This is a genomic window from Micromonospora sp. ATA51 (assembly GCF_016802855.1).
In the GTDB taxonomy this organism is placed as follows: domain Bacteria; phylum Actinomycetota; class Actinomycetes; order Mycobacteriales; family Micromonosporaceae; genus Micromonospora; species Micromonospora sicca.
Window position 1 is genome coordinate 1 of record NZ_JAEVHJ010000081.1, and the last position, 23345, is coordinate 23345.

Annotated in this window: 21 protein-coding genes and 3 pseudogenes; 15 read left to right on the forward strand and 9 right to left on the reverse strand. The window is 73.1% G+C overall.

Going from position 1 to position 23345, the window contains the following annotated elements; genetic code table 11:
* Positions 1-405: 405 nt before the first annotated feature.
* The 4 genes from JNW87_RS15095 to serA all read left to right on the forward strand — a co-directional run bounded on the left by JNW87_RS15095 (position 406) and on the right by serA (position 5732).
* On the forward strand, positions 406-2292 hold the full coding sequence (locus tag JNW87_RS15095; protein WP_238453885.1) for an acetolactate synthase large subunit: 1887 nt from the start codon (positions 406-408) through the stop codon (positions 2290-2292).
* Positions 2292-2807: an acetolactate synthase small subunit gene (gene ilvN, locus JNW87_RS15100; protein WP_109804749.1), complete on the forward strand. Its 516-nt coding sequence runs from the start codon at positions 2292-2294 to the stop codon at positions 2805-2807. Before JNW87_RS15095 ends, ilvN begins: the two co-directional genes overlap by 1 nt.
* Before the next feature lie 55 nt (positions 2808-2862).
* Positions 2863-3876 carry a ketol-acid reductoisomerase gene (gene ilvC / locus JNW87_RS15105; protein ID WP_109804750.1) on the forward strand — a complete coding sequence of 338 codons (1014 nt, stop codon included), beginning with the start codon at positions 2863-2865 and terminating at the stop codon, positions 3874-3876.
* A 257-nt stretch (positions 3877-4133) separates the two neighbouring features.
* Complete coding sequence (gene serA, locus JNW87_RS15110) at positions 4134-5732, forward strand: phosphoglycerate dehydrogenase (protein ID WP_109804751.1); 1599 nt, start codon at positions 4134-4136, stop codon at positions 5730-5732.
* A 65-nt stretch (positions 5733-5797) separates the two neighbouring features.
* Here the strand turns inward: serA and JNW87_RS15115 are convergent.
* A pseudogene (locus JNW87_RS15115) lies at positions 5798-6087 on the reverse strand (hypothetical protein).
* 453 nt (positions 6088-6540) lie between these two features.
* On the reverse strand, positions 6541-7413 hold the full coding sequence (locus JNW87_RS15120) for an FAD:protein FMN transferase (protein WP_109804753.1): 873 nt from the start codon (positions 7411-7413) through the stop codon (positions 6541-6543).
* A gap of 223 nt (positions 7414-7636) precedes the next feature.
* Between JNW87_RS15120 and JNW87_RS15125 the strand changes: the two genes are divergently transcribed.
* Both JNW87_RS15125 and JNW87_RS15130 read left to right on the forward strand, forming a co-directional pair.
* Positions 7637-8668: a 3-isopropylmalate dehydrogenase gene (locus JNW87_RS15125; RefSeq protein WP_109804754.1), complete on the forward strand. Its 1032-nt coding sequence runs from the start codon at positions 7637-7639 to the stop codon at positions 8666-8668.
* A 218-nt stretch (positions 8669-8886) separates the two neighbouring features.
* Positions 8887-9984, forward strand: coding sequence for a branched-chain amino acid aminotransferase (locus tag JNW87_RS15130; RefSeq protein WP_238453886.1), 1098 nt, complete (start codon positions 8887-8889; stop codon positions 9982-9984).
* A gap of 382 nt (positions 9985-10366) precedes the next feature.
* On the opposite strand, the gene JNW87_RS15135 is transcribed toward JNW87_RS15130, so the two are convergent.
* The 4 genes from JNW87_RS15135 to JNW87_RS15150 all read right to left on the reverse strand — a co-directional run bounded on the left by JNW87_RS15135 (position 10367) and on the right by JNW87_RS15150 (position 12811).
* Positions 10367-11140, reverse strand: a complete 774-nt coding sequence (locus JNW87_RS15135) for a tyrosine-protein phosphatase (RefSeq protein WP_238453887.1) — start codon at positions 11138-11140, stop codon at positions 10367-10369.
* 24 nt (positions 11141-11164) lie between these two features.
* Positions 11165-11623 (reverse strand): PRC-barrel domain-containing protein, encoded by a 459-nt coding sequence (locus JNW87_RS15140; protein ID WP_109799876.1) that lies wholly within the window; start codon positions 11621-11623, stop codon positions 11165-11167.
* Between the two features lie 95 nt (positions 11624-11718).
* Entirely contained in the window at positions 11719-12249 is a 531-nt protein-coding gene (locus tag JNW87_RS15145) for a carboxymuconolactone decarboxylase family protein (RefSeq protein WP_109799877.1), read from the reverse strand.
* Between the two features lies 1 nt (position 12250).
* Positions 12251-12811, reverse strand: coding sequence for a peroxiredoxin (locus JNW87_RS15150; protein WP_109799878.1), 561 nt, complete (start codon positions 12809-12811; stop codon positions 12251-12253).
* A gap of 363 nt (positions 12812-13174) precedes the next feature.
* Here JNW87_RS15150 and cimA point away from each other — a divergent pair, with 363 nt between their 5' ends.
* Positions 13175-14755, forward strand: a complete 1581-nt coding sequence (gene cimA / locus JNW87_RS15155; RefSeq protein ID WP_238453888.1) for a citramalate synthase — start codon at positions 13175-13177, stop codon at positions 14753-14755.
* A gap of 6 nt (positions 14756-14761) precedes the next feature.
* On the opposite strand, the gene JNW87_RS15160 is transcribed toward cimA, so the two are convergent.
* A complete protein-coding gene (locus tag JNW87_RS15160) occupies positions 14762-15751 on the reverse strand; it encodes an endonuclease/exonuclease/phosphatase family protein (protein WP_375373513.1) in 990 nt (329 codons plus the stop codon).
* Between the two features lie 372 nt (positions 15752-16123).
* Here JNW87_RS15160 and JNW87_RS15165 point away from each other — a divergent pair, with 372 nt between their 5' ends.
* The 8 genes and pseudogenes from JNW87_RS15165 (at position 16124) to JNW87_RS15200 (ending at position 21918) form a co-directional block, all read left to right on the forward strand.
* Positions 16124-16663 carry a hypothetical protein gene (locus JNW87_RS15165; protein ID WP_238453889.1) on the forward strand — a complete coding sequence of 180 codons (540 nt, stop codon included), beginning with the start codon at positions 16124-16126 and terminating at the stop codon, positions 16661-16663.
* Positions 16664-16852: 189 nt separating this feature from the next.
* Positions 16853-17902, forward strand: coding sequence for a MoxR family ATPase (locus JNW87_RS15170; protein ID WP_109799881.1), 1050 nt, complete (start codon positions 16853-16855; stop codon positions 17900-17902).
* Positions 17899-18906: a DUF58 domain-containing protein gene (locus JNW87_RS15175; protein WP_238453890.1), complete on the forward strand. Its 1008-nt coding sequence runs from the start codon at positions 17899-17901 to the stop codon at positions 18904-18906. Before JNW87_RS15170 ends, JNW87_RS15175 begins: the two co-directional genes overlap by 4 nt.
* On the forward strand, positions 18903-19862 hold the full coding sequence (locus JNW87_RS15180; RefSeq protein WP_109799883.1) for a VWA domain-containing protein: 960 nt from the start codon (positions 18903-18905) through the stop codon (positions 19860-19862). The genes JNW87_RS15175 and JNW87_RS15180 overlap by 4 nt, the downstream gene beginning before the upstream one ends.
* Before the next feature lie 55 nt (positions 19863-19917).
* Positions 19918-20774: pseudogene (locus JNW87_RS15185) on the forward strand (S1C family serine protease).
* Positions 20775-20888: 114 nt separating this feature from the next.
* On the forward strand, positions 20889-21191 hold the full coding sequence (locus JNW87_RS15190; protein WP_109799885.1) for a hypothetical protein: 303 nt from the start codon (positions 20889-20891) through the stop codon (positions 21189-21191).
* Positions 21192-21200: 9 nt separating this feature from the next.
* Positions 21201-21626 (forward strand): alternative ribosome rescue aminoacyl-tRNA hydrolase ArfB, encoded by a 426-nt coding sequence (arfB, locus tag JNW87_RS15195; RefSeq protein WP_109799886.1) that lies wholly within the window; start codon positions 21201-21203, stop codon positions 21624-21626.
* Positions 21627-21765: 139 nt separating this feature from the next.
* Positions 21766-21918, forward strand: a complete 153-nt coding sequence (locus tag JNW87_RS15200) for a hypothetical protein (protein WP_238453891.1) — start codon at positions 21766-21768, stop codon at positions 21916-21918.
* A 12-nt stretch (positions 21919-21930) separates the two neighbouring features.
* On the opposite strand, the gene JNW87_RS15205 is transcribed toward JNW87_RS15200, so the two are convergent.
* Both JNW87_RS15205 and JNW87_RS15210 read right to left on the reverse strand, forming a co-directional pair.
* Positions 21931-22797 carry a 3-methyladenine DNA glycosylase gene (locus JNW87_RS15205; RefSeq protein WP_238453892.1) on the reverse strand — a complete coding sequence of 289 codons (867 nt, stop codon included), beginning with the start codon at positions 22795-22797 and terminating at the stop codon, positions 21931-21933.
* 34 nt (positions 22798-22831) lie between these two features.
* Positions 22832-23345: pseudogene (locus JNW87_RS15210) on the reverse strand (hypothetical protein); the annotation flags it as partial.

Sequence of the window (23345 nt, forward strand, 5' to 3'; positions counted from 1 at the left end):
AAGGGCAAGCGGTACGCCCTCCCGCACGCGCGGATCATGATGCCCTCGGCGTAGCTGGCGATCAGCTCGTCGATCCGGTGCCGGCGCCGCGCTCTCCGCAGGAGGGTTTCACGCAGGTGGGAGGGGCCCGCGATGCCACTTCCGGGTACGACACGCCCGGGTCCGTGAACCAAAATGTGGGATCAGTTGACTCATCGCGTGAGATGCGTCAGGCTTAGCGGCATGTCGTCGAACCGGTCGCTGCGAGTACTTACTGAGCGCACTCTCCCTGATCGAGAGTGCGCTGGCCCCGTGCATCTGCACGTGGGCCGTTTTTATTGCCGTCGGAACCCATCGGGGCGGCCCCCGCCCGCGTTGCACTCTGTGAAAGAGCCTCACCCACTCCAGCCGGAGGCCTGAACCGCCATGACGAGACCCACGCCAGAGACCCTCGCCCACTCCGCCCGACGGGCCCGCCCGGCCTCCGAGCCGGCGATCGACGCCGACCACGCCCCCACCCCCCGCAACGGGGCCACCCCGGCCGCTCCGGCGGTACGGCAGGCCGCCCCGACGGAGGTCTCCGGCGCGGGATCGCTCGTGCGGTCGCTCGAGGCGCTCGGCGTCGACGTGGTCTTCGGCATTCCGGGCGGTGCGATTCTGCCGGCGTACGACCCGCTCTACGACTCCACCGTGCGGCACATCCTGGTCCGCCATGAGCAGGGTGCCGGCCACGCCGCCACCGGCTACGCGCAGGCGACCGGGAAGGTCGGCGTCTGCATCGCGACCTCCGGGCCGGGCGCGACGAACCTGGTCACCCCGATCGCCGACGCGTACATGGACTCGGTGCCGATGGTGGCGATCACCGGCCAGGTCGCGCGTCCCTCGATCGGCACGGACGCCTTCCAGGAGGCCGACATCCAGGGCATCACCCTGCCGATCACCAAGCACAACTTCCTGGTGCAGACCGCCGAGGAGATCCCGCAGGTCCTGGCCGAGGCGTTCCACCTGGCCTCGACCGGCCGGCCCGGCCCGGTGCTGGTGGACATCCCCAAGGACGTCCTCCAGACGCCGACCACCTTCGCCTGGCCGCCCACTCTGGACCTGCCCGGCTACCGGCCGACCCTGCACCCGCACGGCAAGCAGATCCGGGAGGCGGCCCGGCTGATGACCGGCGCCCGCCGCCCGGTGCTCTACGTCGGCGGCGGCGTGCTCAAGGCCGGCGCCACCGAGGGGCTGCGCCGGCTGGCCGAGCTGACCGGCATCCCGGTGGTCACCACGCTGATGGCGCTCGGCGCGTTCCCCGACTCGCACCGGCAGCACCTCGGCATGCCGGGCATGCACGGCACCGTCGCCGCGGTCTACGGCCTGCAGAAGGCCGACCTGATCGTGGCGCTGGGAGCCCGCTTCGACGACCGGGTCACCGGCAAGCTGGACTCGTTCGCCCCGGACGCGACCGTGGTGCACGCCGACATCGACCCGGCCGAGATCGGTAAGAACCGGCACGCGGACGTGCCGATCGTCGGCGACGCCCGGCACGTGATCGACGAGCTGATCGCCGCGGTCACCACCGAGCGGGCCGCCGGCCACCCGGCCGACCTCGGCGACTGGTGGACCCAGCTCGACGACCTGCGCGAGCGCTACCCGCTCGGCTACGAGGAGCCGGCCGACGGCACCCTCTCCCCGCAGTACGTGATCAAGCGGCTGGGCGAGATCGCCGGCCCGGACACGATCTTCGTGGCCGGCGTCGGGCAGCACCAGATGTGGGCCAGCCAGTTCATCTCGTACGAGAAGCCGCACACCTGGCTCAACTCCGGCGGCCTCGGCACCATGGGGTACGCGGTGCCGGCGGCGATGGGCGCCAAGGTCGGCAAGCCGGACACGGTGGTCTGGGCGGTGGACGGCGACGGTTGCTTCCAGATGACCAACCAGGAGCTGGCCACCTGCGCGCTGGAGGGCATCCCGGTCAAGATCGCCGTGATCAACAACGGCAACCTGGGCATGGTCCGGCAGTGGCAGACGCTCTTCTACGGCGAGCGCTACTCCAACACCGAGCTGGGCACCCACAAGCACCGCATCCCCGACTTCGTGAAGCTCGCCGAGGCGCTCGGCTGCGTCGGGCTGCGCTGCGAGAACGCCGCCGACGTGGACAAGACCATCGAGGCGGCCATGGCGATCAACGACGCCCCCGTGGTGATCGACTTCGTGGTCGGCAAGGACGCCATGGTCTGGCCGATGGTCGCCGCGGGCACCAGCAACGACGAGATCATGTTCGCCCGGGGCGTCCGCCCCGCCTTCGACGAGGACGAGCTCTGATGACTCTGCACACGCTGTCCGTGCTGGTGGAGAACAAGCCGGGTGTCCTGGCCCGGGTCTCCGGCCTGTTCTCCCGGCGCGGCTTCAACATCGACAGCCTCGCCGTCGGCGAGACCGAGAACCCCGACGTCTCCCGGATCACCATCGTGGTCAACGCCGAGTCGTCCCCGCTGGAGCAGGTCACCAAGCAGCTCAACAAGCTGGTCAACGTGCTCAAGATCGTCGAGCTGGACCCGCAGGTCTCGGTCGCCCGGGAGCTGCTGCTGGTCAAGGTCCGCGCGGACCGCACCGCCCGGGCGCAGGTGCTGGAGACGGTGAACCTGTTCCGCGCCCGGGTGGTCGACGTCGCGCCGGACACGCTGACCATCGAGGCCACCGGCACCCCCGACAAGCTCGACGCGCTGCTGCGCGACCTCGAACCGTTCGGCATCAAGGAGATGGTCCAGTCCGGCACGGTGGCGATCGGGCGCGGCTCGCGTTCGATCACCGCCGGGCCCGCGCTGCGCGCCGCCTGACCACCACACAAGTCCACGACGGGCCGCTGCGGACCGCCGTACGAAAGGGAAGTCAATGAGCGTTGAGGTGTACTACGACGACGACGCCGACCTGGGCCTGATCCAGGGCCGCAAGGTCGCCGTGATCGGGTACGGCAGCCAGGGCCACGCCCACGCGCTGTCGCTGCGCGACTCCGGTGTCGACGTGGTGATCGGCCTGCCCGCCGGTTCGAAGAGCCGGCCGAAGGCCGAGGAGCAGGGCCTGCGGGTGCTCACCCCGGCCGAGGCGGCGGCCGAGGCCGACGTGATCATGATCCTGGCGCCGGACACCGCGCAGCGGGCCCTCTACGCCGAGGCGATCGCCCCGAACCTCGCCCCCGGCAAGGCAGTCTTCTTCGGCCACGGCTTCAACATCCGGTACGGCCTGATCACCCCGCCGGCCGACGTGGACGTGGCGATGGTGGCCCCGAAGGGCCCGGGCCACCTGGTCCGCCGCCAGTACGTCGACGGCAAGGGCGTGCCCTGCCTCGTCGCCGTCGAGCAGGACGCCAGCGGCAATGCCTTCCAGCTGGCCCTCTCGTACGCCAAGGGCATCGGCGGCACCCGGGCCGGGGCCATCCGGACCACCTTCACGGAGGAGACCGAGACCGACCTCTTCGGCGAGCAGGCGGTGCTCTGCGGTGGCGCGGCGGCGCTGGTGCAGACCGGCTTCGAGGTGCTCACCGAGGCCGGCTACGCCCCCGAGGTGGCCTACTTCGAGTGCCTGCACGAGCTGAAGCTGATCGTCGACCTGATGTACGAGGGCGGCATCGCCCGGATGCGCTACAGCGTCTCCGACACCGCCGAGTACGGCGACCTGTCCCGCGGCCCGCGGGTCATCGACTCCCGGGTCAAGGAGGAGATGCGCAAGATCCTCGGCGAGATCCAGTCCGGCGAGTTCGCCCGCGAGTGGGTGGCCGAGGACGAGGCCGGCCGGCCGAACTTCGCCAAGTGGCGGGCCGAGGGCGCGGCGCACCCGATCGAGGAGACCGGTCAGAAGCTGCGCGCCATGATGAGCTGGGTGGACCGGCCGATCACCGAGACCGCCTGACCCGCACGGTGGCGGGTCCGGCGCTCTCCCCGGCGCCGGGCCCGCCACCGCCTGCGTTCCGCCCCCGTTCAGCCCCGCGACATGTCGGGTTTGTGAGGGCACTCACCCCGCAACCCCGGACACGCCGACCGGCCCGCGCCCTACGATCCCAGGTAGGTGCGTAGCCGGCACCTGACGGCCATGGCACGGCTCACCGCAGGGCGCAGCGCGGCGTCCCCCGCCGTAGCCGACCGCTCTGACGACATCTACGAGGACCGATGAATCCTGTCGTACTGATCGCCGAAGAACTCGCTCCCGCCGCCATCGAGGTGCTCGCGCACGACTTCGACGTACGCCACGTCGACGGCACCGACCGCCCGGCCCTGCTCTCCGCGCTCGCCGAGGCCGACGCGGTGATCGTGCGCAGCGCCACCCAGATCGACGCCGAGGCGATCGCCGCCGCGCCGCGCCTGAAGGTGGTCGCCCGGGCCGGCGTCGGCCTGGACAACGTCGAGGTGCCGGCCGCCACCGCGCGGGGCGTCATGGTCGTCAACGCCCCCACCTCCAACATCGTCTCCGCCGCCGAGCAGGCCGTCGCGCTGCTGCTCGCCGTCGCCCGCAACACCGCCGCGGCCAGCGCCGCGCTCAAGGCAGGGGAGTGGAAGCGGTCCAAGTACACCGGCGTCGAGCTGCAGGGCAAGACCGTCGGCGTGGTGGGTCTCGGCCGCATCGGGGTGCTCTTCGCGCAGCGGATCGCCGCCTTCGGCACCCGGCTGATCGCGTACGACCCCTACATCCAGCCGGCCCGCGCCGCCCAGCTCGGCGTCCGCCTGGTCGGGCTGGAGGAGCTGCTGCGGGAGGCCGACTTCATCTCCATCCACCTGCCGAAGACCCCGGAGACGGTCGGCCTGATCGGCGAGAAGGAGCTGTCGATCGTCAAGCCGGGCGTGCGGATCGTCAACGCCGCCCGCGGCGGCCTGGTGGACGAGCAGGCCCTGGCCGACGCGATCGCCGAGGGCCGGGTCGCCGGCGCCGGCGTCGACGTGTACGCCAAGGAGCCCTGCACCTCCTCGCCGCTGTTCGCCTTCGACAACGTGGTGGCCACCCCGCACCTGGGCGCCTCCACCCACGAGGCGCAGGACAAGGCCGGCCTGGCCGTAGCCAAGAGCGTCAAGCTGGCGCTGCAGGGCGAGTTCGTGCCGGACGCGGTCAACGTGCAGGCCGGCGGGGTGGTCGCCGAGGACGTCCGCCCGCTGCTGCCGCTGGCCGAGAAGCTGGGCCGGGCGTTCACCGCGGTGGCCGGCGGGGTCGCCGCCAGCGTCACCGTCGAGGTGCGCGGCGAGATCGTCAACCACGACGTCTCGGTGCTCAAGCTCGCCGCCACCAAGGGGCTGTTCAGCTCGGTGGTCGAGGAGCAGGTCACCTACGTCAACGCGCCGCACCTGGCCGCCGAGCGCGGCGTCGAGGTGACCCTGACGACCCAGGCCGAGACGGTCGACCACGCGAACCTGGTCACCGTCCGTGGCGCGCTGCCGGACGGCCGCACGGTGAGCGTCTCCGGCACGGTGACCAGCACCGGCACCCGGGACGTCATCAAGCTGACCGAGGTGGACGGTTTCGACGTGGAGATCGGCGCGGAGGGCATCCTGGTCTTCCTGCGCTACGTCGACCGGCCGGGCGTGGTCGGCACCGTCGGCACCCTGCTCGGCGAGGCCGGGGTCAACATCGCCGCGATGCAGGTGGCCCGCCGGGAGGCCGGCGGCGAGACGCTGATGACGCTCACCGTCGACCAGGCGCTCGGCGCGGACCTGCTCAGCTCGGCGGCCGACTCGATCGGCGCGGTCGCGGCCAGCGCCGCCGACCTGCGCGACGAGTAGTCCACACGCGACACATCGGGGGCCCGGCCGACTCGGCCGGGTCCCTCGTCGTACGGGACCGCGGGTCAGGGGGTGACGCGGGCGGGCGGTGGGTAGACCGAGCCGTCCTGAGCGTCGAAGAGCATCAGGTCGTGCTCACCAGCAACCGCTCGATGTCGAGCAGTACCTGGTCCTCGCAGGTCGGGAAGAGGTTCAGCTCCAGGTGGTCGGCCGCCGCGTGCAGCGGGGTGACCTCCCAGGGGCTGCCCGGCCCGGCGTGGCGGTCGGGATACACGGCGGTGATCGCCCGGTAGAAGCGGACCACTCTTGGGTCGGGGTGGCGGTCGGCGTGCCGCCCCTCGCGGCACCGCTGCACCGCTGCCCGCACCTCGGCGGGCGTGGCCCCTGCCGGAAGGGCCCACACGCTCAGATCGAAACTCACGGCGGACAGCGTGCCATCCCGCGTCCGCGCCGTCACCCCTGCCCCGCCGCAGGGCAGTCGCGGATTCCCGATCCGGGGGCGGTGACGGTCCGCTGTGGAGACTCTTGCGTCGAGTTGCGTCGATTCGCTAGCGTACCGGTGCGGTCGCTGGCGGAGTCGCGGCGTCGGCCCGTCTTCGGGTGGCGTGGTCGGACGTCCGGCCCACCGGTCCGCACCCCTCGATTGCGCGAGCCATGCGCACTCGTCGCTGACCGGCCTCCACAGTCGTTGCCGAGACCGTGGGGGCCGATCGCGGCGCTCCCGGCGCCGATCCGCCCGCCACCTGCACACCTCGCGCGGCCGTGGTGCGAGGAACGGCCGATCGGGGCGGCAGCGGGCAGCGGATCGTCAGCGGCGGTGGGCGAAGAGCGCCCGATAGTCCGAGCCGGTGCGAAACCAGGCCAGCCCGGCCGGGCCGGCGGCGTAGAGCGCGGTGGCGTAGGCGTCGGCCACGGCGAGGTCCGGGCCGACGACGGTGGCGGAGACCAGGTGGTCGGCGGGCTCACCGGTGTGCGGATCCACCACGTGGCCCCGACGGCCGGTGACCCCGGAGGTGCCCACCGCCCCGGCGGTCATCTCCAGCACCAGCGGGGCCCGGTGGGCGTCGGTCGGATGGTGCACCGCCACGCGCCAGGGGCCGCCGTGCGCGGCGTGGCCGCGTACCACCAGGTCGGCGCCGGTGAGCACGGCGTAGTCGTGGATGCCCGCGGCGCGCAGCCGGGCCGCGGCCCGCTCGACGGCCCAGCCGCCGAGCAGGCCGCCCGGGTCGAAGCCGCCCGGCACCGCCCAGGCGTCGAACCAGCCGTCGGTGGCCGCGCGCATCGCGGCGCAGCGGTCCACCAGGTCGGCCAGCGGCGGGTACGACTCGGGAGTGATCTCGCCCCGCCGCAGCCGGGAGACCAGGCTGTCCGGCCGGGCCGGCCCGTAGGTGAGGTCGATGGCGCGCAGCTCGGCCACGGCGTCCCGCAGCGCCTCCCCGACGATCCGCCGGCCGAGCCACCCGGGGGCGTTGAGCAGCAGCGAGTACTCAGCGGTGGAGGTGCGGACGGTGTGCTCGGCGGTGATCCGGTCGCCGGCGGTCCCGGCGGACCGGTCCAGCCGGTGGCTGCGGGTGCCGAGCCGCAGGTCGGGGCGGCGGGTGCGGAACCCCGCCTGGTCGACCCACCGGGTCCGGGGCTGCTCGTCGACCCATCGGGCCCGTGGCTGCTCGTCGATCCGCATCACACCTGCTCCTTCGCTGACGACGCCGCAGCGCCGCGGCGAAGCCGGTCACGGGCCCCCGTGACCCGTTCCCCACCGACCCTAGGCAGTGGAGATGACCGCACCATGAATGCCACCTGGGAGCCTCCTGAGGATTCCGGTTTCCCGCATGGTGGAAGGCGCGTACCGGGAGACGGGACGACGACGTACCGTTCACGGGAAGCGACGAGGTGAGGAGCGCCAGGTGGCACGGATCGCGGTGGTGGCCGGGGACGGGATCGGACCCGAGGTGGTCGCGGAGGCCCGCAAGGTCATCGACGCGGTGCTCCCCGGGGTCGAGGCCACCGAGTACGACCTCGGCGCCGCACGCTACCACCGCACCGGCGAGGTGCTGCCCGACTCCGTGCTGGCCGAGCTGGCCGGGCACGACGCCATCCTGCTGGGCGCGGTCGGCGACCCCACCGTGCCACCGGGGGTGCTGGAGCGGGGGCTGCTGCTCAAGCTCCGGTTCGCCTTCGACCAGTACGTGAACCTCCGCCCGTCCCGGCTCTGGCCGGGGGTGCCCGGGCCGCTGGCCACCGTCAAGCCCGGTGAGGTCGACCTGGTCGTCGTCCGCGAGGGCACCGAGGGCCTGTACGCCGGCGCCGGCGGCTCGCTGCACCGGGACACCCCGGCCGAGGTGGCCACCGAGGAGAGCCTGAACACCCGGCACGGGGTGGAGCGGGTGATCCGGGACGCCTTCGCCCGGGCCGGCCGCCGCGAGCGGCGCAAGGTCACCCTGGTGCACAAGACCAACGTGCTCACCCACGCCGGCTCGCTCTGGGCCCGCGCCTTCGCGGCGGTGGCCGCCGAGCACCCCGACGTCACCACCGAGTACCAGCACGTCGACGCCGCCGCGATGTTCCTGGTCACCCAGCCCCAGCGGTACGACGTGGTGGTCACCGACAACCTCTTCGGCGACATCCTCACCGACATCGCCGCCGCGGTCACCGGCGGCATCGGCCTCGCGGCCAGCGGCTGCATCAACCCCGCCGGGACGTACCCGTCGATGTTCGAGCCGGTGCACGGCTCGGCGCCGGACATCGCCGGCAAGGGCGTGGCCGACCCGGTGGCCGCGGTGCTCTCCGCGGCGCTCCTGCTCGACCAGCTCGGCCACGCCGACGCCGCGGCCCGGGTCACCGCCGCGGTCGGCGCCGAGCTCGCCGGCCGGACCCCGGGCGTACCGCTGCGCACCGCCGAGGTCGGCGACCGGCTCGCCGGGTACGCCGTAGCCTGACCAGGGCCTTCCGCCGGCCCGGATCCGGGCCGCCAGACCCGCTCCGGGCCCACCCCGCGACGTCGGCCGCGGCGACGCGACCGCGATCGTTCTCGCCATTCGGCACGCTCGATCTGCCGGGGCGGAGCTATCCGCTGAACGACCGTTCGGGGTAAGTTTCTGGCACCAGATCCGGCGTGCGGTCCCGCATGTCGTCAACCCGCAGGGAGGTCAGCGCGATGAGCGGTGGTGACAAGCTCGATTTCGAGATCCGTCCGAATCCCGCGCCGGTATCCGCCGCCGATCGGGCCGCCCTGCTGGCCAACCCGGGCTTCGGCCGGGTCTTCACCGACCACATGGTGACGATCCGGTACGCCGACGGGAAGGGCTGGTACGACGCCCGGGTCGAGGCGCGGGCCCCGATCCCGATGGATCCGGCGAGCGCGGTGCTGCACTACGCGCAGGAGATCTTCGAAGGGCTGAAGGCGTACCGGACGGCCGAGGGCGCGGTGACGATGTTCCGCCCGGAGGCCAACGCCGCCCGCTTCGCCGCCTCCGCCCAGCGGCTGGCGATGCCGGAGCTGCCGCGGGAGACCTTCGTCGAGTCGCTGCGCCGGCTGGTGGAGATCGACCAGGAGTGGATCCCGGAGCACGAGGACGCCAGCCTCTACCTGCGGCCGTTCATGTTCGCCAGTGAGGTCTTCCTCGGCGTCCGGCCGGCCAACGAGTACCTCTACGTGGTCATCGCCTCGCCCGCCGGTGCGTACTTCTCCGGCGGGGTCAAGCCGATCACGGTCTGGGTCTCCCCGGACTACACCCGGGCCGCCCCGGGCGGCACCGGGGCCGCGAAGTGCGGCGGCAACTACGCGGCCTCGCTGGTCGCGCAGGCGGATGCGATCGAGGCGGGCTGCGACCAGGTGGTCTTCCTGGACGCGGTCGAGCGCCGGTTCATCGACGAACTGGGCGGCATGAACGTCTTCTTCGTCTACGACGACAACACCCTGGTCACGCCGCCGCTGACCGGCACCATCCTGCCGGGCATCACCCGGGACGCGATCCTCACCCTGGCCGCCGCGGCCGGGCACCGGATCGAGGAGCGGCCGATCAGCTTCGCCGACTGGCAGGCCGACGCGGCCAGCGGGCGGCTGCGCGAGGTCTTCGCCTGCGGCACGGCCGCCGTGATCACCCCGATCGGCCAGGTGCGCTTCCCCGACGGCGAGTTCCTCGTCGGCGGTGGGGAGCCGGGTCGGTCCACCATGGCGCTGCGGCAGCAGCTGGTGGACATCCAGCGCGGCCGGGTCGAGGACCCGTACGGCTGGGTGCAGCGCGTGCTCTGACCGGTCCCGCCGATCCGGCCCGGAATCCTCCCGCAACGCCGGAGGAGCGTCGGCCGCTGCGGTGTGCTTGGCGACGGGGGCCGCGGGGTTGCCGGGGTGTCCCTGTGAAGCTGATGACGTAGACGATTCACCGGCTCGGCACCGTCGCGCCCGCCCCCGCCCGCAGGCGCCGGCCCGCCCACGCGGTGAATCGTCTGCGTCATCAGCTCCATAGTGAGTACCGACACCACCTTCCGCGCGGGCGTCGGCTGTTTCGGGGCCGTCCGCCCATCGGTCGGGCGGTGATGTGGGGCCCGTCCGACACCGGCCGGGCCCGTGGGCGGGGCGAGTCCGGCACCCGCACCGGCGGGGGCAGGGCCGGTCGCCGGTGCGGCGTCGGGATTCAGTCGAGCAGGTGGTCGCGGAGCGCGGCGAGCTGCCCGTCGGTCACCCCGGCGTGGCGCAGGTAGCCCTCAGCCGAGCCGTACCCCGCGCGCAGTTCCGCGAGGAAGAGCGTCATCGCCTCGGCGGGGGAGGCGAGGAACGGCGGTGGCAGTTCCTCGGCCGCAGGGGTGGTGGCGGCGACCCAGGCGCTGAACCGCGCCGACGCCTCGGTGCTCAGCGCGTAGTCGGTGGCGATGTCGGCGTCGGCGACCCCGAGCACGGCGAGGGTGAGGGCGCAGACGATGCCGGTCCGGTCCTTGCCGGCGACGCAGTGCACCACCACCGGCGCGTTGGCGCTGTCGGCGATCAGGCCGACCGCCTCGGCCAGCCCGGCGGTGCCGGTCTCGGCCAGGTCGGCGTACCGCTCGGCCAGGTAGCGGGCCAGGCTCTGCGCCGGGTCGTACCGGATCTCGGCCCAGTCCCGGTGCTCCGGGTGGATGTGCCGGTAGGTGAGCCCCTCGTACGCGGGCACCCGGCCGTCCCGCTGCACCTCGGCCGGGCGGCGCAGGTCGATGACGGTCCGGATGCCGAGGGCGGTGAACGCCTCCCGGTCGGTCTCGTCGATCCGGTGCAGGGAGTCGGAACGGTAGAGCCGGCCCCGGCGGACGGTACGCCCGTCGTGGCCGGTGTGTCCGCCGACGTCGCGGAAGTTGAAGAGGGCGGGAAACGGGCTCCGGCTGGTCTCGGTGGTATCCACCCTGACACGGTAATGGCCGGTGGGGCATCGCCCCACCGGCCATCGGTGCAGGTTCCTCCGTTACCGGGCGGTACCCGGCGGGATCGACGAGTACGTGTCGTCGTAGTAACCGCCGAGCTTGTCCCGGTAAGCCGGATCCGTGCCGAAGCTCTCGTCATACTCGGGCGCGGCCTTGATCTGGTCCTTGCTCCGGTCGACGTAGACCTTCTGCTCGTCGTGGTCGACGTGGTTGACGGTGCCGGCAGGCAGCAGGACCTTCTTGCCGAAGATCCACGGCCCGGTGTCGACCACGAGGTAACTGGAGTTCACCTCGTGGCTGGCCCGGTCCACCTTGCCGATGCCGCCGTCGCTCGCCTCCACCTTGTAGCCCACCAGGTCCGCGCCGGTCACCCCGGCCTCGTCCCGGTAGCTCCACGGATCGAAGCGCCCGGCGGGCGTGCCGCCCGCGAAAGCGCCCTCGCCACCGTAGGTGAGCGGGTCCGGCGTCCCGTGGGTCGTTCGAGGGTCGAGCCGGTCCATGGCTTTCACTCCTCTTCTCGACTTTCTCGGGGGATGTTGCCCTGTCGGGGTGGTTTCCTACCCGGTGTGGCGATCCATACACCACCTTGCCCGAATCAGCTCAGCGCGGCCTCCGCGTCGAGGGCCACCGCGGCGGCGTGCACGACGGCGGCGATCCGCAGCCCCTCGTGCACCTGCTCCCGGGTGAACCCGGTGCCACGCAGGGTCTTCTCGTGCGACTCAAGGCAGACGCCGCAGCCGGTGATCGCCGAGACGGCGAGGCACCAGAGCTCGAAGTCGGCCTTCTCCACCCCAGGCCGGGCGATGATCTGCATCCGCAGCCGGGCCGGCATCGAGGCGTACTGCTCGTCGCCGATCAGGTGCTTGGCCCGGTAGTAGACGTTGTTCATCGCCATGATCGTGGCCGCGCCCTTGGCCGCCTCGATCGCCTCCGGCTTGAGCTGGGTGGCCGCCTCCGCGGCGATCTCCCGCAGCACCACCGGGTTGCGGGCCGCCACCGCACAGGCCAGGGCGGTGCCCCAGGCCTGCAACGGGGTCAGCGTCGAGGTGCCGATGGTGGAGCCGAGGTTGAGCTTGATGTCCTTGGCGTACTCGGGCAGGGCCGCCTTGACCGCGTCCAGGCCCATGTCAGGCCCCGGCGCCGGCGAGCAGCGCGTTGGCGTCGAGGGTGGCGCCGCCCTTGTTCCAGTTGCACGGGCAGAGTTCGTCGGTCTGCAGCGCGTCGAGCACCCGCAGCACCTCGGAGACGTTCCGGCCGACCGAGCCGGCGGTCACCATGGCGAACTGGATCTCGTTGTCCGGGTCGACGATGAAGGTGGCGCGCTGGGCGACGCCGTCCTCGCCGAGCACGCCGCAGTCGGCGGTCAGCTCGCGCTTGATGTCGCTGAGCATCGGGAAGGGCAGCTCACGCAGGTCCGGGTGGTCCTTGCGCCAGGCGTAGTGGACGAACTCGTTGTCCACCGAGACGCCGAGCACCTGGGCGTCCCGGTCGGCGAACTCGTCGTTGAGGCGGCCGAACTCGGCGATCTCCGTCGGGCAGATGAAGGTGAAGTCCTTCGGCCAGAAGAAGACCACCCGCCACTTGCCCTCGTGGGACTTGTGGTTGATCGTCTCGAACGCCTTGTCCGCGTCGAGCGACACGCAGGCGGTGAGTTCGTACTCGGGGAAGCGGTCACCGACGGTGAGCACGGGTCCTCCTTGGCAGCGGCTTGTCAGCGGCGCGAAGCCGGTAACTGGATCAGTTCCAGATACTTCCGCAGCGATGTTTCCGCCTGATGGCGGCCGGGTGACTTGTGAAGTTGATCACGAGGGGCCGGTTCGCCGCCGCTTCCGGCCACCGATCCGGTACGGCCACCCAGCGTCACCATCCCGACATGTGGATTGTGTCTCCCAAAACCGAGGTCGGGGTGGCAAAATAGCGACCGTGACCAGCTCCGTCCTGATTATTGGCAGCTAGCGCGCCGGCTTTCCCTCTCGCCGAGCGCGCAGACCTCCCGCATCCCGCGGGGGGTCTTTTTGTTGCTCCCGCCGTGGTTCGAGACGAGGACTTCCATGACCTTCCAGGTGTACGACACGACGTTGCGCGACGGCGCGCAGCGCGAGGGGCTCAGCTACTCGGTGGTCGACAAGCTGGCGGTGGCCCGCCTGCTCGACGACTTCGGGGTCGGCTTCATCGAGGGCGGCTGGCCGGGCGCGGTGCCGAAGGACACCGAGTTCTTCCGCCGGGCCCGTACCGAGCTGGAACTGCGGCACGCGATCCTGGTCGCCTTCGGCGCCACCCGCAAGGCCGGCGTCGCCGTCGCCGCCGACCCGCAGGTGCGCGGCCTGCTGGACGCGCAGACCCCGGCGGTCGCCCTGGTGGCGAAGGCGGACCTGCGGCACGTCGAGCGGGCGCTGCGCACGACGGCCGCCGAGAACCTCGCGATGATCCACGACACGGTCACCCACCTGGCGGCCGAGGGGCGCCGCGTCTTCGTCGACGGCGAGCACTTCTTCGACGGTTACCGACACGACCCGGCGTACACCGCCGCGGTGGTGGAGACGGCGCTGGCCGCGGGGGCGGAGCGGTTCGTGCTCTGCGACACCAACGGCGGGATGCTGCCGTCCCAGATCACGGCGGCCATCGCCGACGTGACGGCGCGCACCGGGGTCGCCCCGGAGCTGCTCGGCATCCACTGCCAGAACGACACCGCCTGCGCGGTGGCCAACACCATCGCCGCCGTCGAGGCCGGGGTCCGGCACTTCCAGGGCACCGCCAACGGGTACGGCGAGCGCCCCGGCAACGCCGACATCTTCTCGGTCGTTGCCAACCTCCAGCTCAAGCTCGGGCTGCCCGTCCTCCCGGACGGGTGCCTGGAACAGATGGTGCGGGTCTCGCACGCCATCGCCGAGATCGCCAACATCGCCCCCGACACCCACCAGGCGTACGCCGGGGCCGCGGCCTTCGCCCACAAGGCGGGGCTGCACGCGAGCGCGATCAAGGTCGACCCGTTGCTCTACAACCACGTGGACCCGTCGGTGGTGGGCAACGACATGCGGATCCTGGTGACCGAGATGGCCGGCCGGGCCAGCGTCGAGCTCAAGAGCCGCGAGCTGGGCCTGGACCTGGCCGGCCATCCGGAGGCGCTGACGTCGGTGACCAAGCGGGTCAAGGAGCTGGAGGCGGGCGGCTGGTCGTTCGAGGCGGCCGACGCCTCGTTCGAGCTGCTGGTCCGCTCGGAGTTGCCGGACCGGGCCGCGCCGCGGCCGTTCGCCCTGGAGTCCTACCGGGTGCTCGTCGAGCACCGGGAGGACGGCGCGGTCGTCTCCGAGGCGACGGTCAAGATCCGGGTACGCGGCGAGCGGGTGATCGCCACCGCCGAGGGGAACGGCCCGGTCAACGCCCTGGACGAGGCGCTGCGGGTCGGGCTGGCCCGGCACTACCCGGAGCTGCGCGAGTTCGAGCTGGCCGACTACAAGGTGCGCATCCTGGAGGGCAGCCACGGCACCGGCGCGGTGACCCGGGTGCTGGTGGAGACCGCCGGTGCCGGCCGCGACTGGACCACGGTGGGCGTGCACCCCAACGTGGTCGAGGCGTCCTGGCACGCCCTCGTCGACGCGCTCACCTACGGCCTCGACCGCACCCGGGTGTGACGCCGGTCAGGTGGCGGGCAGCCGGAGTTCGGCGAGGACGGCGCGGTGGTCGCTGCCGGGGAGGGCGTGCACGGTGACCGACCGGACGGCGATCCGGCGGTCGGCAAGGACGTGGTCGATGGCGACCGGCGGGATCGGGTCACCGTCGTAGGGGCCCCAGGTGCCGGCCAGGCCGGCACCGGCCTGATCGGCGGCGTCGACGTACCCGGTGCGGATCAGGTCGCGGAGCGGGGCGTGGTCGAGGGTGGCGTTGAAGTCCCCGGCCAGGATGCTCAGCCTCCCGTTCGGGGTGGCTGGCGGCTGCGCCCGCAGGTCGGTCCACCAGTCCGGGAGCACGTCGACCGCGTACGGGGCGGCCGGGTGCGCCGACTCGACCCGGAGCGGCGGCGCACCCGGCAGCGTGAGGGTCCCGTACGCCTGGCTGAAGTAGAAGCCCTGGTTGCGGCGCACCCCCGCCTCGCTGATCGGGAAGCCCGCGTAGAGGCCCGAGCCGGTGGTGCCCACCTCGGGGTTGAGCTGCCGGTAGGGCAGCAGTTCGGCCAGCCCCAGCCGGTCCAGCTCGGCGGCGATCCCCGGGGTGAACTCCTGCACGGCCAGCACGTCCACCCGGCGCGAGCGGACCAGGTCGACCAGGGTGCGCGGGTCGGCGCCGCCCTTGAGCAGGTTGGCGGTGAGCAGCCGCAGGGTGGGTCCGCCGACCGCCGGCTGCCCGGAGGCGAACGCGCGGGGCGTCACCGCACCGACCAGCGCCACCGCCGCGACGGCCGCGACGACCGCGGGCCAGCGGCGCCGCAGGGCGAGCGCCAGCACGAGCGGGACCAGCGTCCCGACGGCGACGTACGGGGTGAAGGCGACCGCCTGTACCAGCGGTCCCCGTTCCAGTCCGGCGAGTCGGAGCACCGCCCAGGCCGCCCCGGGCCCGGCGCCCAGCCAGCAGGCCGCGGTCGCCGCCCGCCGGCGCCAGTCGAGCCGCCGCTGACGCGTCCCCGTGGTCACCGCGTCCACCGTACCGGTCGACGCGCCATGGCGGGGGCCCCGCAACCGGCCTCCGGACAATTTCGTGAATGGGCCCACCCTCATCTTTCGCAATTTCCGGGAGTTCTGGGAATTGCCCGACACGGCAAATGAGCTATTGACCGCCCACTTTTTACGGTGCTACCTTCCACCTGGTTGAGGCGCCACAACTCTCCGTAGTAAGACCAGCTCAACCCGGGTACGAAATGTTGAGTGGTCAACATCCAAGGTGCGTGGGCAAGCGGATTCCCCGATGATCTGCTTTTTGTCGCGCCCGGTTCTCATGCGGTAATCACCCGGCCTGCGGTACGTGGGTCGGCCGTATCACCACGGTCACAAAAGGGAGACCTGTCCATGACCACATTCCTCAGACGCAAGGCGACGGCGGCAGCGCTCGGCGTCCTGACCCTCACCCTGGCCGGCGGGGGCATCGCCGCGGCGGCCCAGCCGGCGGCGAAGGCCCCGGTCGAGGTCGCCCAGCCCGGCGCCCGGCAGCCCGGCGCCCAGCCGCCGGTCACCGCCGCCCAGGCCCGCGCGGACCGGGCGGCGATGAAGGCGACCCTCGCCCCGCCGGCCCCCGGCACGATCGCCTGGGCCGTGGTGCGGTCCGACGGCGTGCTGCTGCAGCACTCCGGCAACGTCACCGGCTCCTTCCGGTTCCACTGCTGCAACGCGGGTGAGTACCGGGGCCAGTACCAGGTCACGCTCGACTACGACGTGCACCTCAAGGCCCACTCGGCCACCATCGGGACCAACGATCAGCTGAACGTCCCGCCCGGTGGCGAGATCTCGGTCGCCCCGCGGACCCTGACGCCCAATGCCGTCTTCGTCCAGACCCGCGGCTCGTCCGGCGCCTTCGCGGACCGGCCGTTCCACATCGTCATCGCCAACTGACCGGCGCACCGAACGTACTGGCCCCCGCCGCGGCGGGGGCCAGTGCCGTCTGGGGCCACCTGCGTCGGCGCGTACCGCCCGCGCCGTTGCGGACCGCTCGGGGGAGTTGTCCCGATCCGGGCGGCAAAGGGTCGTTGAGGGGCTGATAATCCGACGTTTGCCGTACCGCCGGCACGGGAAGCAAGCACCGTGACGGACATCTCGGACACCCTGGCCAGCGTGCCCAGCCCGGTCGATGCCGACGCGAGCGGCGTCGAGCTGGAACAGACCCTCTTCGAGGTCAAACGCGTGATCGTCGGGCAGGATCGACTCGTCGAACGCCTGCTGACGGCCCTGATCGCCGAGGGGCACTGCCTCCTGGAGGGAGTGCCCGGCGTCGCGAAGACGCTCGCTGCCCAGACCCTCGCCCGGGTCGTCGGGGGCAGCTTCTCCCGAATCCAGTTCACCCCGGACCTGGTCCCCTCGGACATCGTCGGCACCCGCATCTACCGCGCCTCCACCGAGACCTTCGACGTCGAGCTCGGCCCGATCATGGCCAACCTGGTCCTCGCCGACGAGATCAACCGGGCTCCGGCGAAGGTGCAGTCGGCGCTGCTGGAGGCGATGGCCGAGCGGCAGGTCTCGATCGGCGGGCGGAGCTGGCCGGTGCCCGACCCGTTCCTGGTGCTCGCCACCCAGAACCCGATCGAGTCGGAGGGCGTCTACCAGCTCCCCGAGGCGCAGCGCGACCGGTTCCTGATGAAGGTCGTCGTCGACTACCCGAGCGAGGCCGACGAGCTGGCCATCCTCTACCGGATGAGCGCCGACCGGCCCACGCCCCGGCAGGTGCTCGACCCGGCCCGGCTGCGCGAGTTGCAGCGGCGCGCCGGCCACGTCTTCGTGCACCACGCGCTGGCCGAGTACGTGGTCCGGCTCATCCTGGCCACCCGGGACCCCGGCCGGTTCGGGCTGCCCGAGCTCGCACCGCTGCTGGCGTACGGGGCGAGTCCGCGCGCCACCCTCGGCCTGGTCGCCGCGGCCCGGGCCCAGGCGCTGCTGCGCGGCCGGGAGTACGTGCTGCCGGACGACGTCCGGGAGTTGGCGGTGGACGTGCTCGCGCACCGGCTGGTGCTCTCCTTCGACGCGGTGGCGGACGGGGTCTCCGCGGAGGCGGTGGTGCGCCGGCTGGTCGAGGCGGTGCCGCCGCCCCGGGTCGCCACCGGTCACCACGAGGTGGCGCCCGACCTGGCGGCGGCATGAGGCGCCGCCCCCTCCCGCCCGGCCCGGCGGAACCCGGTCTGGCCGACCTCGCTCCCGACCAGCGGCTGCGCCGGCTGGAACTGACCGTCACCCGCCGGCTCGACGGGCTGCTGCACGGACAGCACCGTGGCCTGCTGCCCGGGCCGGGCAGCGAGATCGCGGGCAGCCGGGAGTACCGCCCCGGGGAGGACGAGGTACGCCGGATGGACTGGGCGGTCACCGCCCGCACCACCGTCCCGCACGTCCGCGTGGTCGACGCCGACCGGGAGCTGACCACCTGGCTGCTGGTGGACGCCAGTCCCAGCATGGAGTACGGCACCGCGGCGCTGGACAAGCGGGAACTCGCGGTGGCCGCCGTCGCCGCCGTCGGCTTCCTCACCGCCGGCGCCGGCAACCGCCTCGGCGCGCAGGTGCTCGGCCCGGACGGCCTGCGCCGGTTCCCGCCCCGCAGCGGTCGTACCCACCTGCTCGCGCTGCTCCGCGCGCTGCTGGCCGCCCCACGGGCCGGCGGGTACGACGAGGAGACGGCGCCGCTCGTGCCGCCGACGCTCATCGACGGGCTCGACGGGGTGCAGCGGGTGGCGAACCGGCGCGGCCTGGTCGTGGTGGTCTCCGACTTCCTCGACGGACTGCCCGACGACCCGGCCGACGCCCCGCCGTGGGAGGCGGCCCTGCGCCGGCTGGCCGTCCGGCACCAGGTGCTCGCCGTCGAGGTGACCGACCCGCGCGAGCTGGAGCTGCCGGACGTCGGCCTGATCACCCTGGTCGACCCGGAGACCGGCCGGCGGCGCGAGGTGTGGACCGGCGACGGGGCCCTGCGGCAGCGGTACGCCGAGGCCGCCGCCGCCCAGCGCGACCAGGTACGCCACGCGCTGCGCCGGTCCGGGGCGACCCACCTGGCGCTACGTACCGACCGGGACTGGAGCGCCGACATCGTCCGGCACGTGCACGCCCAGCGTCGGCTGGTCGCCGCGCCGGCCGCGGCCCGGGGAGGTGCCGCGTGACCTGGCAGTCGCCCGCCCGGCTCTGGCTGCTGCTCGGCGTGCTCGCCCTGGTCGTGGGCTACCTGGTGATGCAGCGCCGGCGCAGCCGGTACGCCGTCCGCTTCACCAACCTGCGGCTGCTGGACCGGGTCGCGCCGCAGCGGCCGGCCTGGCGCCGGCACGTCCCGGCGGGGCTCTTCCTCGCCATGCTGGCGCTGCTGGTGGTCGGTTTCGCCCGGCCCAGTGCCGAGGTGCGGGTGCCCCGGGAACGGGCCACCGTGATGGTCGCGGTGGACGTGTCCACCTCGATGCTCGCCAACGACGTCGACCCCGACCGGCTGAGCGCGGCGAAGCAGGCCGCCCGGCGCTTCGTCGACGGCCTGCCGGACGAGTTCAACGTGGGGCTGGTGGCCTTCGCCGGCAGCGCGGCGGTGCTGGTGCCGCCGAGCACCGACCGGGAGGCGCTGCACGAGGGGATCGAGCGGTTGAACGAGGGGATCACCGGGGTCCAGGGCACCGCGATCGGGGAGGCGATCAGCACCTCGCTGGGGGCGGTCAAGAGCCTGGACAGCACCGCGGCCAAGGATCCCCCGCCGGCCCGGATCATCCTGCTCTCCGACGGGGCGAACACCTCCGGCATGGACCCGATGGAGGCGGCCGCGCAGGCGGTCGTGGTCAAGGTGCCGGTGCACACCATCTCGTTCGGCACCCCGTCCGGCTCGGTCGACCGGGGCGGCCGGGCCATCCAGGTGCCGGTCGACGGGCAGACCCTCAAGGCCGTCGCCCAGGAGACCGGCGGCGGATTCCACGAGGCGTCCACCAACGCCGAGCTGCGGGCCGTCTACGAGGACATCGGCACCTCGGTCGGCTACCGCAAGGAGCGGCAGGACATCTCCGCCCGCTTCATCGGCCTGGGACTGGTCTTCGCCATGGGGGCCGCGGCCGGATCGTTGCGGTGGTTCTCGCGCCTGCCCTGACCGCGGCACGGACACGTGCTGACCGCAAGCCGCACGACACGTGAGGAGCGCACGGATGGCAGTGCAGACCGGACTGGGGGAGCCACGCGGTCCCTGGTTCATCTCGCCGGACCTCGACCCGGACGGGCGCGCCCGCTGGGACGTACCGGGATCGGACCGGGATCCGGGGCGGCGCCGGCCGGCCGGTGGCTGACGGCGCTGGCGGTGGTGGCCCTGTCCAGCGTCTCCGGCGCGGCGGCGGGCGGATGGGTCGCCGGCCGGGACGCGCCCGGGCCCGCCGCGGCCTCGGCGGCGCCGGTCCCGGCGGAGCTGGTGACCGCCGCCCAGAAGACGGTGCCGGGGGTGGTCTCGGTGATGGCCGGCGGGGCCTCGGGGTCGTCCGCGACCGGCTCCGGCTTCGCGATCGACGACCAGCAGCACATCGTCACCAACGACCACATCCTGGCCAGGGGCGGCGGGGGACCGGTGACGGTGGAGTTGCCGGACGGCCGGCGGTTCAGCGCCGAGGTCATCGGGCGGGAGCCGGGCAGCGACCTGGCCGTGCTGAAGGTGCCCGCGTCGGCGGGCCTGGCGCCGCTGCCGCTGGCGAAGCCGAACTCCGTCCGGGTCGGCGAGCCGGTGCTCGCGGTGGGTTCCCCGTTGGGGCTGGCGGGCACGGTGACCGCCGGCATCGTCAGCGCGCTGAACCGGCAGGTGCGGATCGGTTCGGGCCGGCACACCGCGGTGCAGACCGACGCGTCGATCAACCCTGGGAACTCGGGGGGACCGCTGGTCAACGCCCGGGGTGAGGTGGTCGGGGTGAACACGGCCATCGCCACCATCGACGGCAACGGCTCGATCGGCATCGGGTTCGCCATCCCGATCGACCAGGTCCAGCAGACCGCCGACACCATCATCGGCCGGGGCGGCTGACCGGCCGCGCGGCCCGGGCCCACGGTGCATACCCGGATCGGGAGAACTGTCGGATATCCGGCCTGGGACCATCGGGCCATGGAAATATTACGCTGAGTATGGATACTGGCGTGGGTGGAGCAAGCTGTCATCGCGGCCCTCCTCCTGGTGGGCCTGTTGATCGGATGCGGAGTCGGCGCGGCGTACGCCCGCGCGAAGCGCGGCTGGACGGACTACCGGACCATCAGGAACTCGGTGCCGGGCGCCCGACGTACCGCCTGGCTGGCGGTCCGCGCGGTCGTCACCAAGGTGGGCGTGATCGTGCTGCTGCTGGTCGGCGCCGCGGCGTACGCGGCCACGAACTCGGACCACGAGCGGGCCGGCCCGGCGCCCACACCGACCGTCACCCCCGCCCCGACCCGCACCGCGGGACGTTAGCCTCGGGGCATGGACGACGGACTGCGGGTGACCGACCGGCTGGTGGTCCCCGGTGCCGAGCTCCGGGAGCGGTTCTCCCGCTCCTCCGGCCCGGGCGGGCAGGGCGTCAACACCACCGACTCGCGGGTGGAGCTCAGTTTCGACGTGGCGGCCTCGCCCAGCCTGCCCGAGTCGTTGCGCGACCGCGCGCTGGAGCGGCTCGCGGGCCGGCTGGTCGACGGCGTGCTGACCGTCGCCGCCAGCGAGCACCGCGCGCAGCTGGCGAACCGGGAGGCGGCCCGGGAGCGGATGGCCGCGCTGTTGCGGGAGGCGATCGCCCCGCCGCCGAAGCCGCGCCGGCCGACCCGCCCGTCGCGGGGCGCCAAGGAGCGGCGACTGGCCGAGAAGAAGCGCCGGTCCCAGCGCAAACGCGACCGCCGCGTCGACGGCGACTGACCGGAAGGCCGCGTGCGGGTGGCCCCCGGCAGCCCGCCGACGGCCCGTCGACCTCTCCGTCAAGCCCACCCTGACCGGCGAACGTGCGCTGCTGCGGCCGTTCGTCGACGACGACCTGGCCGACCGGCTCGACCTGGCGGTGGTCGACGCGGACCGGGCCGGCCGGACCGTGCTCCAGGCCACCGCCCGGTTCCACCACCCGGCGCACGCCGCGGAGTGGGCCGCCCCGGCCGTCGACGACGACCTCACCGCGGTGATCGACGTGCTGCTGCGCGGGCTCGGGGCGCGCTGAGCCGCCCGCCGCTCAGTCGAGCGCGGCCAGCAGCCGGGCCCGCAGCGTGCCGGCCCGCTCGGCGAAGCCGCGCTGGGCGGCGGCGTACTCCGCCCGCCCCTCCGGGGTCTCCACCCGCACCGGCCGGTACCCGAGGTCGGCGAGGTCGTACGGGCTGGCCCGCATGTCCAGCGTGCGGATCTCCCGGGCCAGCGCGAAGCAGTCCGCGACGAGTTCCGAGGCGACCAGCGGGGAGAGTTTGTACGCCCACTTGTAGAGGTCCATGTTGGCGTGCAAACAGCCCGGCTGCTCCAACGCGTGCTGGCTCTCCCGGGTCGGGGTGAGCAGGTTCAGCGGCCGGGCCGGCGCGGTGAAGAACCGGTACGCGTCGAAGTGGCTGCACCGCACGCCCCGCTCCTCGACGACGGCGGCCGTCGCGGCCGGGCTCAGCCGCAGCGGCCAGGCGTTGTGGCGTACCTCGTCCTGAGTCTGCCGGTAGACCATCGCCCACTCGTGCATGCCGAAGCAGCCGAGGTGCGCCGGGCGGCCGGCGGTCGCCGCGAGCAGCGTCCGGATCCAGTCGATCGACTCGGCGCGCCGCGCGCGTACCCGCTCGGTGTCGAGGGTGAGGCCGGCGGCGGTGGCCCGGTAGTCCCGGCCGAACTCGGCCTGGTCCGCGTCGCGCAGCACCACGCCGGCGCCGGGGTGCCAGCGGCGCAGCTGGGCGGGTCGGTGCGAGTAGTACGTGAAGAGGAAGTCCTCCACCGGGTGTTTCACCCCGCCGCGCCGACGGGCCAGGTGCGGCGCGAGCCAGGCGTCCACCCGCTGCTCGTGCGCCCGCCGGCGGGCCTGCCAGTCGGCCGCGTCGAGCGCGGCGGCGGGGGCGAGGGCGGCGGTCACGGACCCCAGGTTACGACCGCCGCCCGACCGCCGGTCAGGGCACGTCCACCCGGACCCCGGCGGAGAAGACCCCGCTGCGCAGCTCCAACTGCTTCGGCGGCTGACTGCCGCTCACCGTGAAGACCAGCGGCAGCACCACCCGGCTGCCCCCGGCGACCGGCTGGGCGAAGACGTCCCGCCCGAGGTTGGCCACCCGGGTGGCGGTCTCGTCGGTGCTGACCCAGTTGCCTCCCGGCAGGTACGCCCGCTGCAACTGGCCGTGCCAGGTCTGCTGCTCCGGAGTGAGGTTGCGCACCCCGACGGTGGCCTGGCACTGCCGGCCGCCGGCGGCGGGCTGGCCGGCCATCCCGCAGGCGACCCGGTAGACGGTGAACTCGAACGCCGACTCGCGCAGCGGCACGCCCACCGGGCCGCTGACGCTCCGCCCCATCCACGCGCCGCTGGTCGGTTGTTTGCTGGTGTCGATCGCGGCGACCCGCTGGGTGGCCGTCCAGGCCGCCGCGCCGACCACGCCGGCCAGCACCGCCGCCGCCACCCCCACCACCAGC

What these genes read in the sequence shown, in the direction of transcription:
- JNW87_RS15175 (WP_238453890.1), top strand. Translation starts at nt 17,899, where the DNA reads ATGAGGCGCCGCCCCCTCCCGCCCGGCCCGGCGGAACCCGGTCTGGCC.
- ilvN (WP_109804749.1), top strand. Translation starts at nt 2,292, where the DNA reads ATGACTCTGCACACGCTGTCCGTGCTGGTGGAGAACAAGCCGGGTGTC.
- JNW87_RS15095 (WP_238453885.1), top strand. Translation starts at nt 406, where the DNA reads ATGACGAGACCCACGCCAGAGACCCTCGCCCACTCCGCCCGACGGGCC.
- JNW87_RS15120 (WP_109804753.1), bottom strand. Translation starts at nt 7,413, where the DNA reads ATGCGGATCGACGAGCAGCCACGGGCCCGATGGGTCGACGAGCAGCCC.
- JNW87_RS15130 (WP_238453886.1), top strand. Translation starts at nt 8,887, where the DNA reads ATGAGCGGTGGTGACAAGCTCGATTTCGAGATCCGTCCGAATCCCGCG.
- cimA (WP_238453888.1), top strand. Translation starts at nt 13,175, where the DNA reads ATGACCTTCCAGGTGTACGACACGACGTTGCGCGACGGCGCGCAGCGC.
- arfB (WP_109799886.1), top strand. Translation starts at nt 21,201, where the DNA reads ATGGACGACGGACTGCGGGTGACCGACCGGCTGGTGGTCCCCGGTGCC.
- JNW87_RS15165 (WP_238453889.1), top strand. Translation starts at nt 16,124, where the DNA reads ATGACCACATTCCTCAGACGCAAGGCGACGGCGGCAGCGCTCGGCGTC.
- JNW87_RS15145 (WP_109799877.1), bottom strand. Translation starts at nt 12,249, where the DNA reads ATGGGCCTGGACGCGGTCAAGGCGGCCCTGCCCGAGTACGCCAAGGAC.
- serA (WP_109804751.1), top strand. Translation starts at nt 4,134, where the DNA reads ATGAATCCTGTCGTACTGATCGCCGAAGAACTCGCTCCCGCCGCCATC.
- ilvC (WP_109804750.1), top strand. Translation starts at nt 2,863, where the DNA reads ATGAGCGTTGAGGTGTACTACGACGACGACGCCGACCTGGGCCTGATC.
- JNW87_RS15140 (WP_109799876.1), bottom strand. Translation starts at nt 11,623, where the DNA reads ATGGACCGGCTCGACCCTCGAACGACCCACGGGACGCCGGACCCGCTC.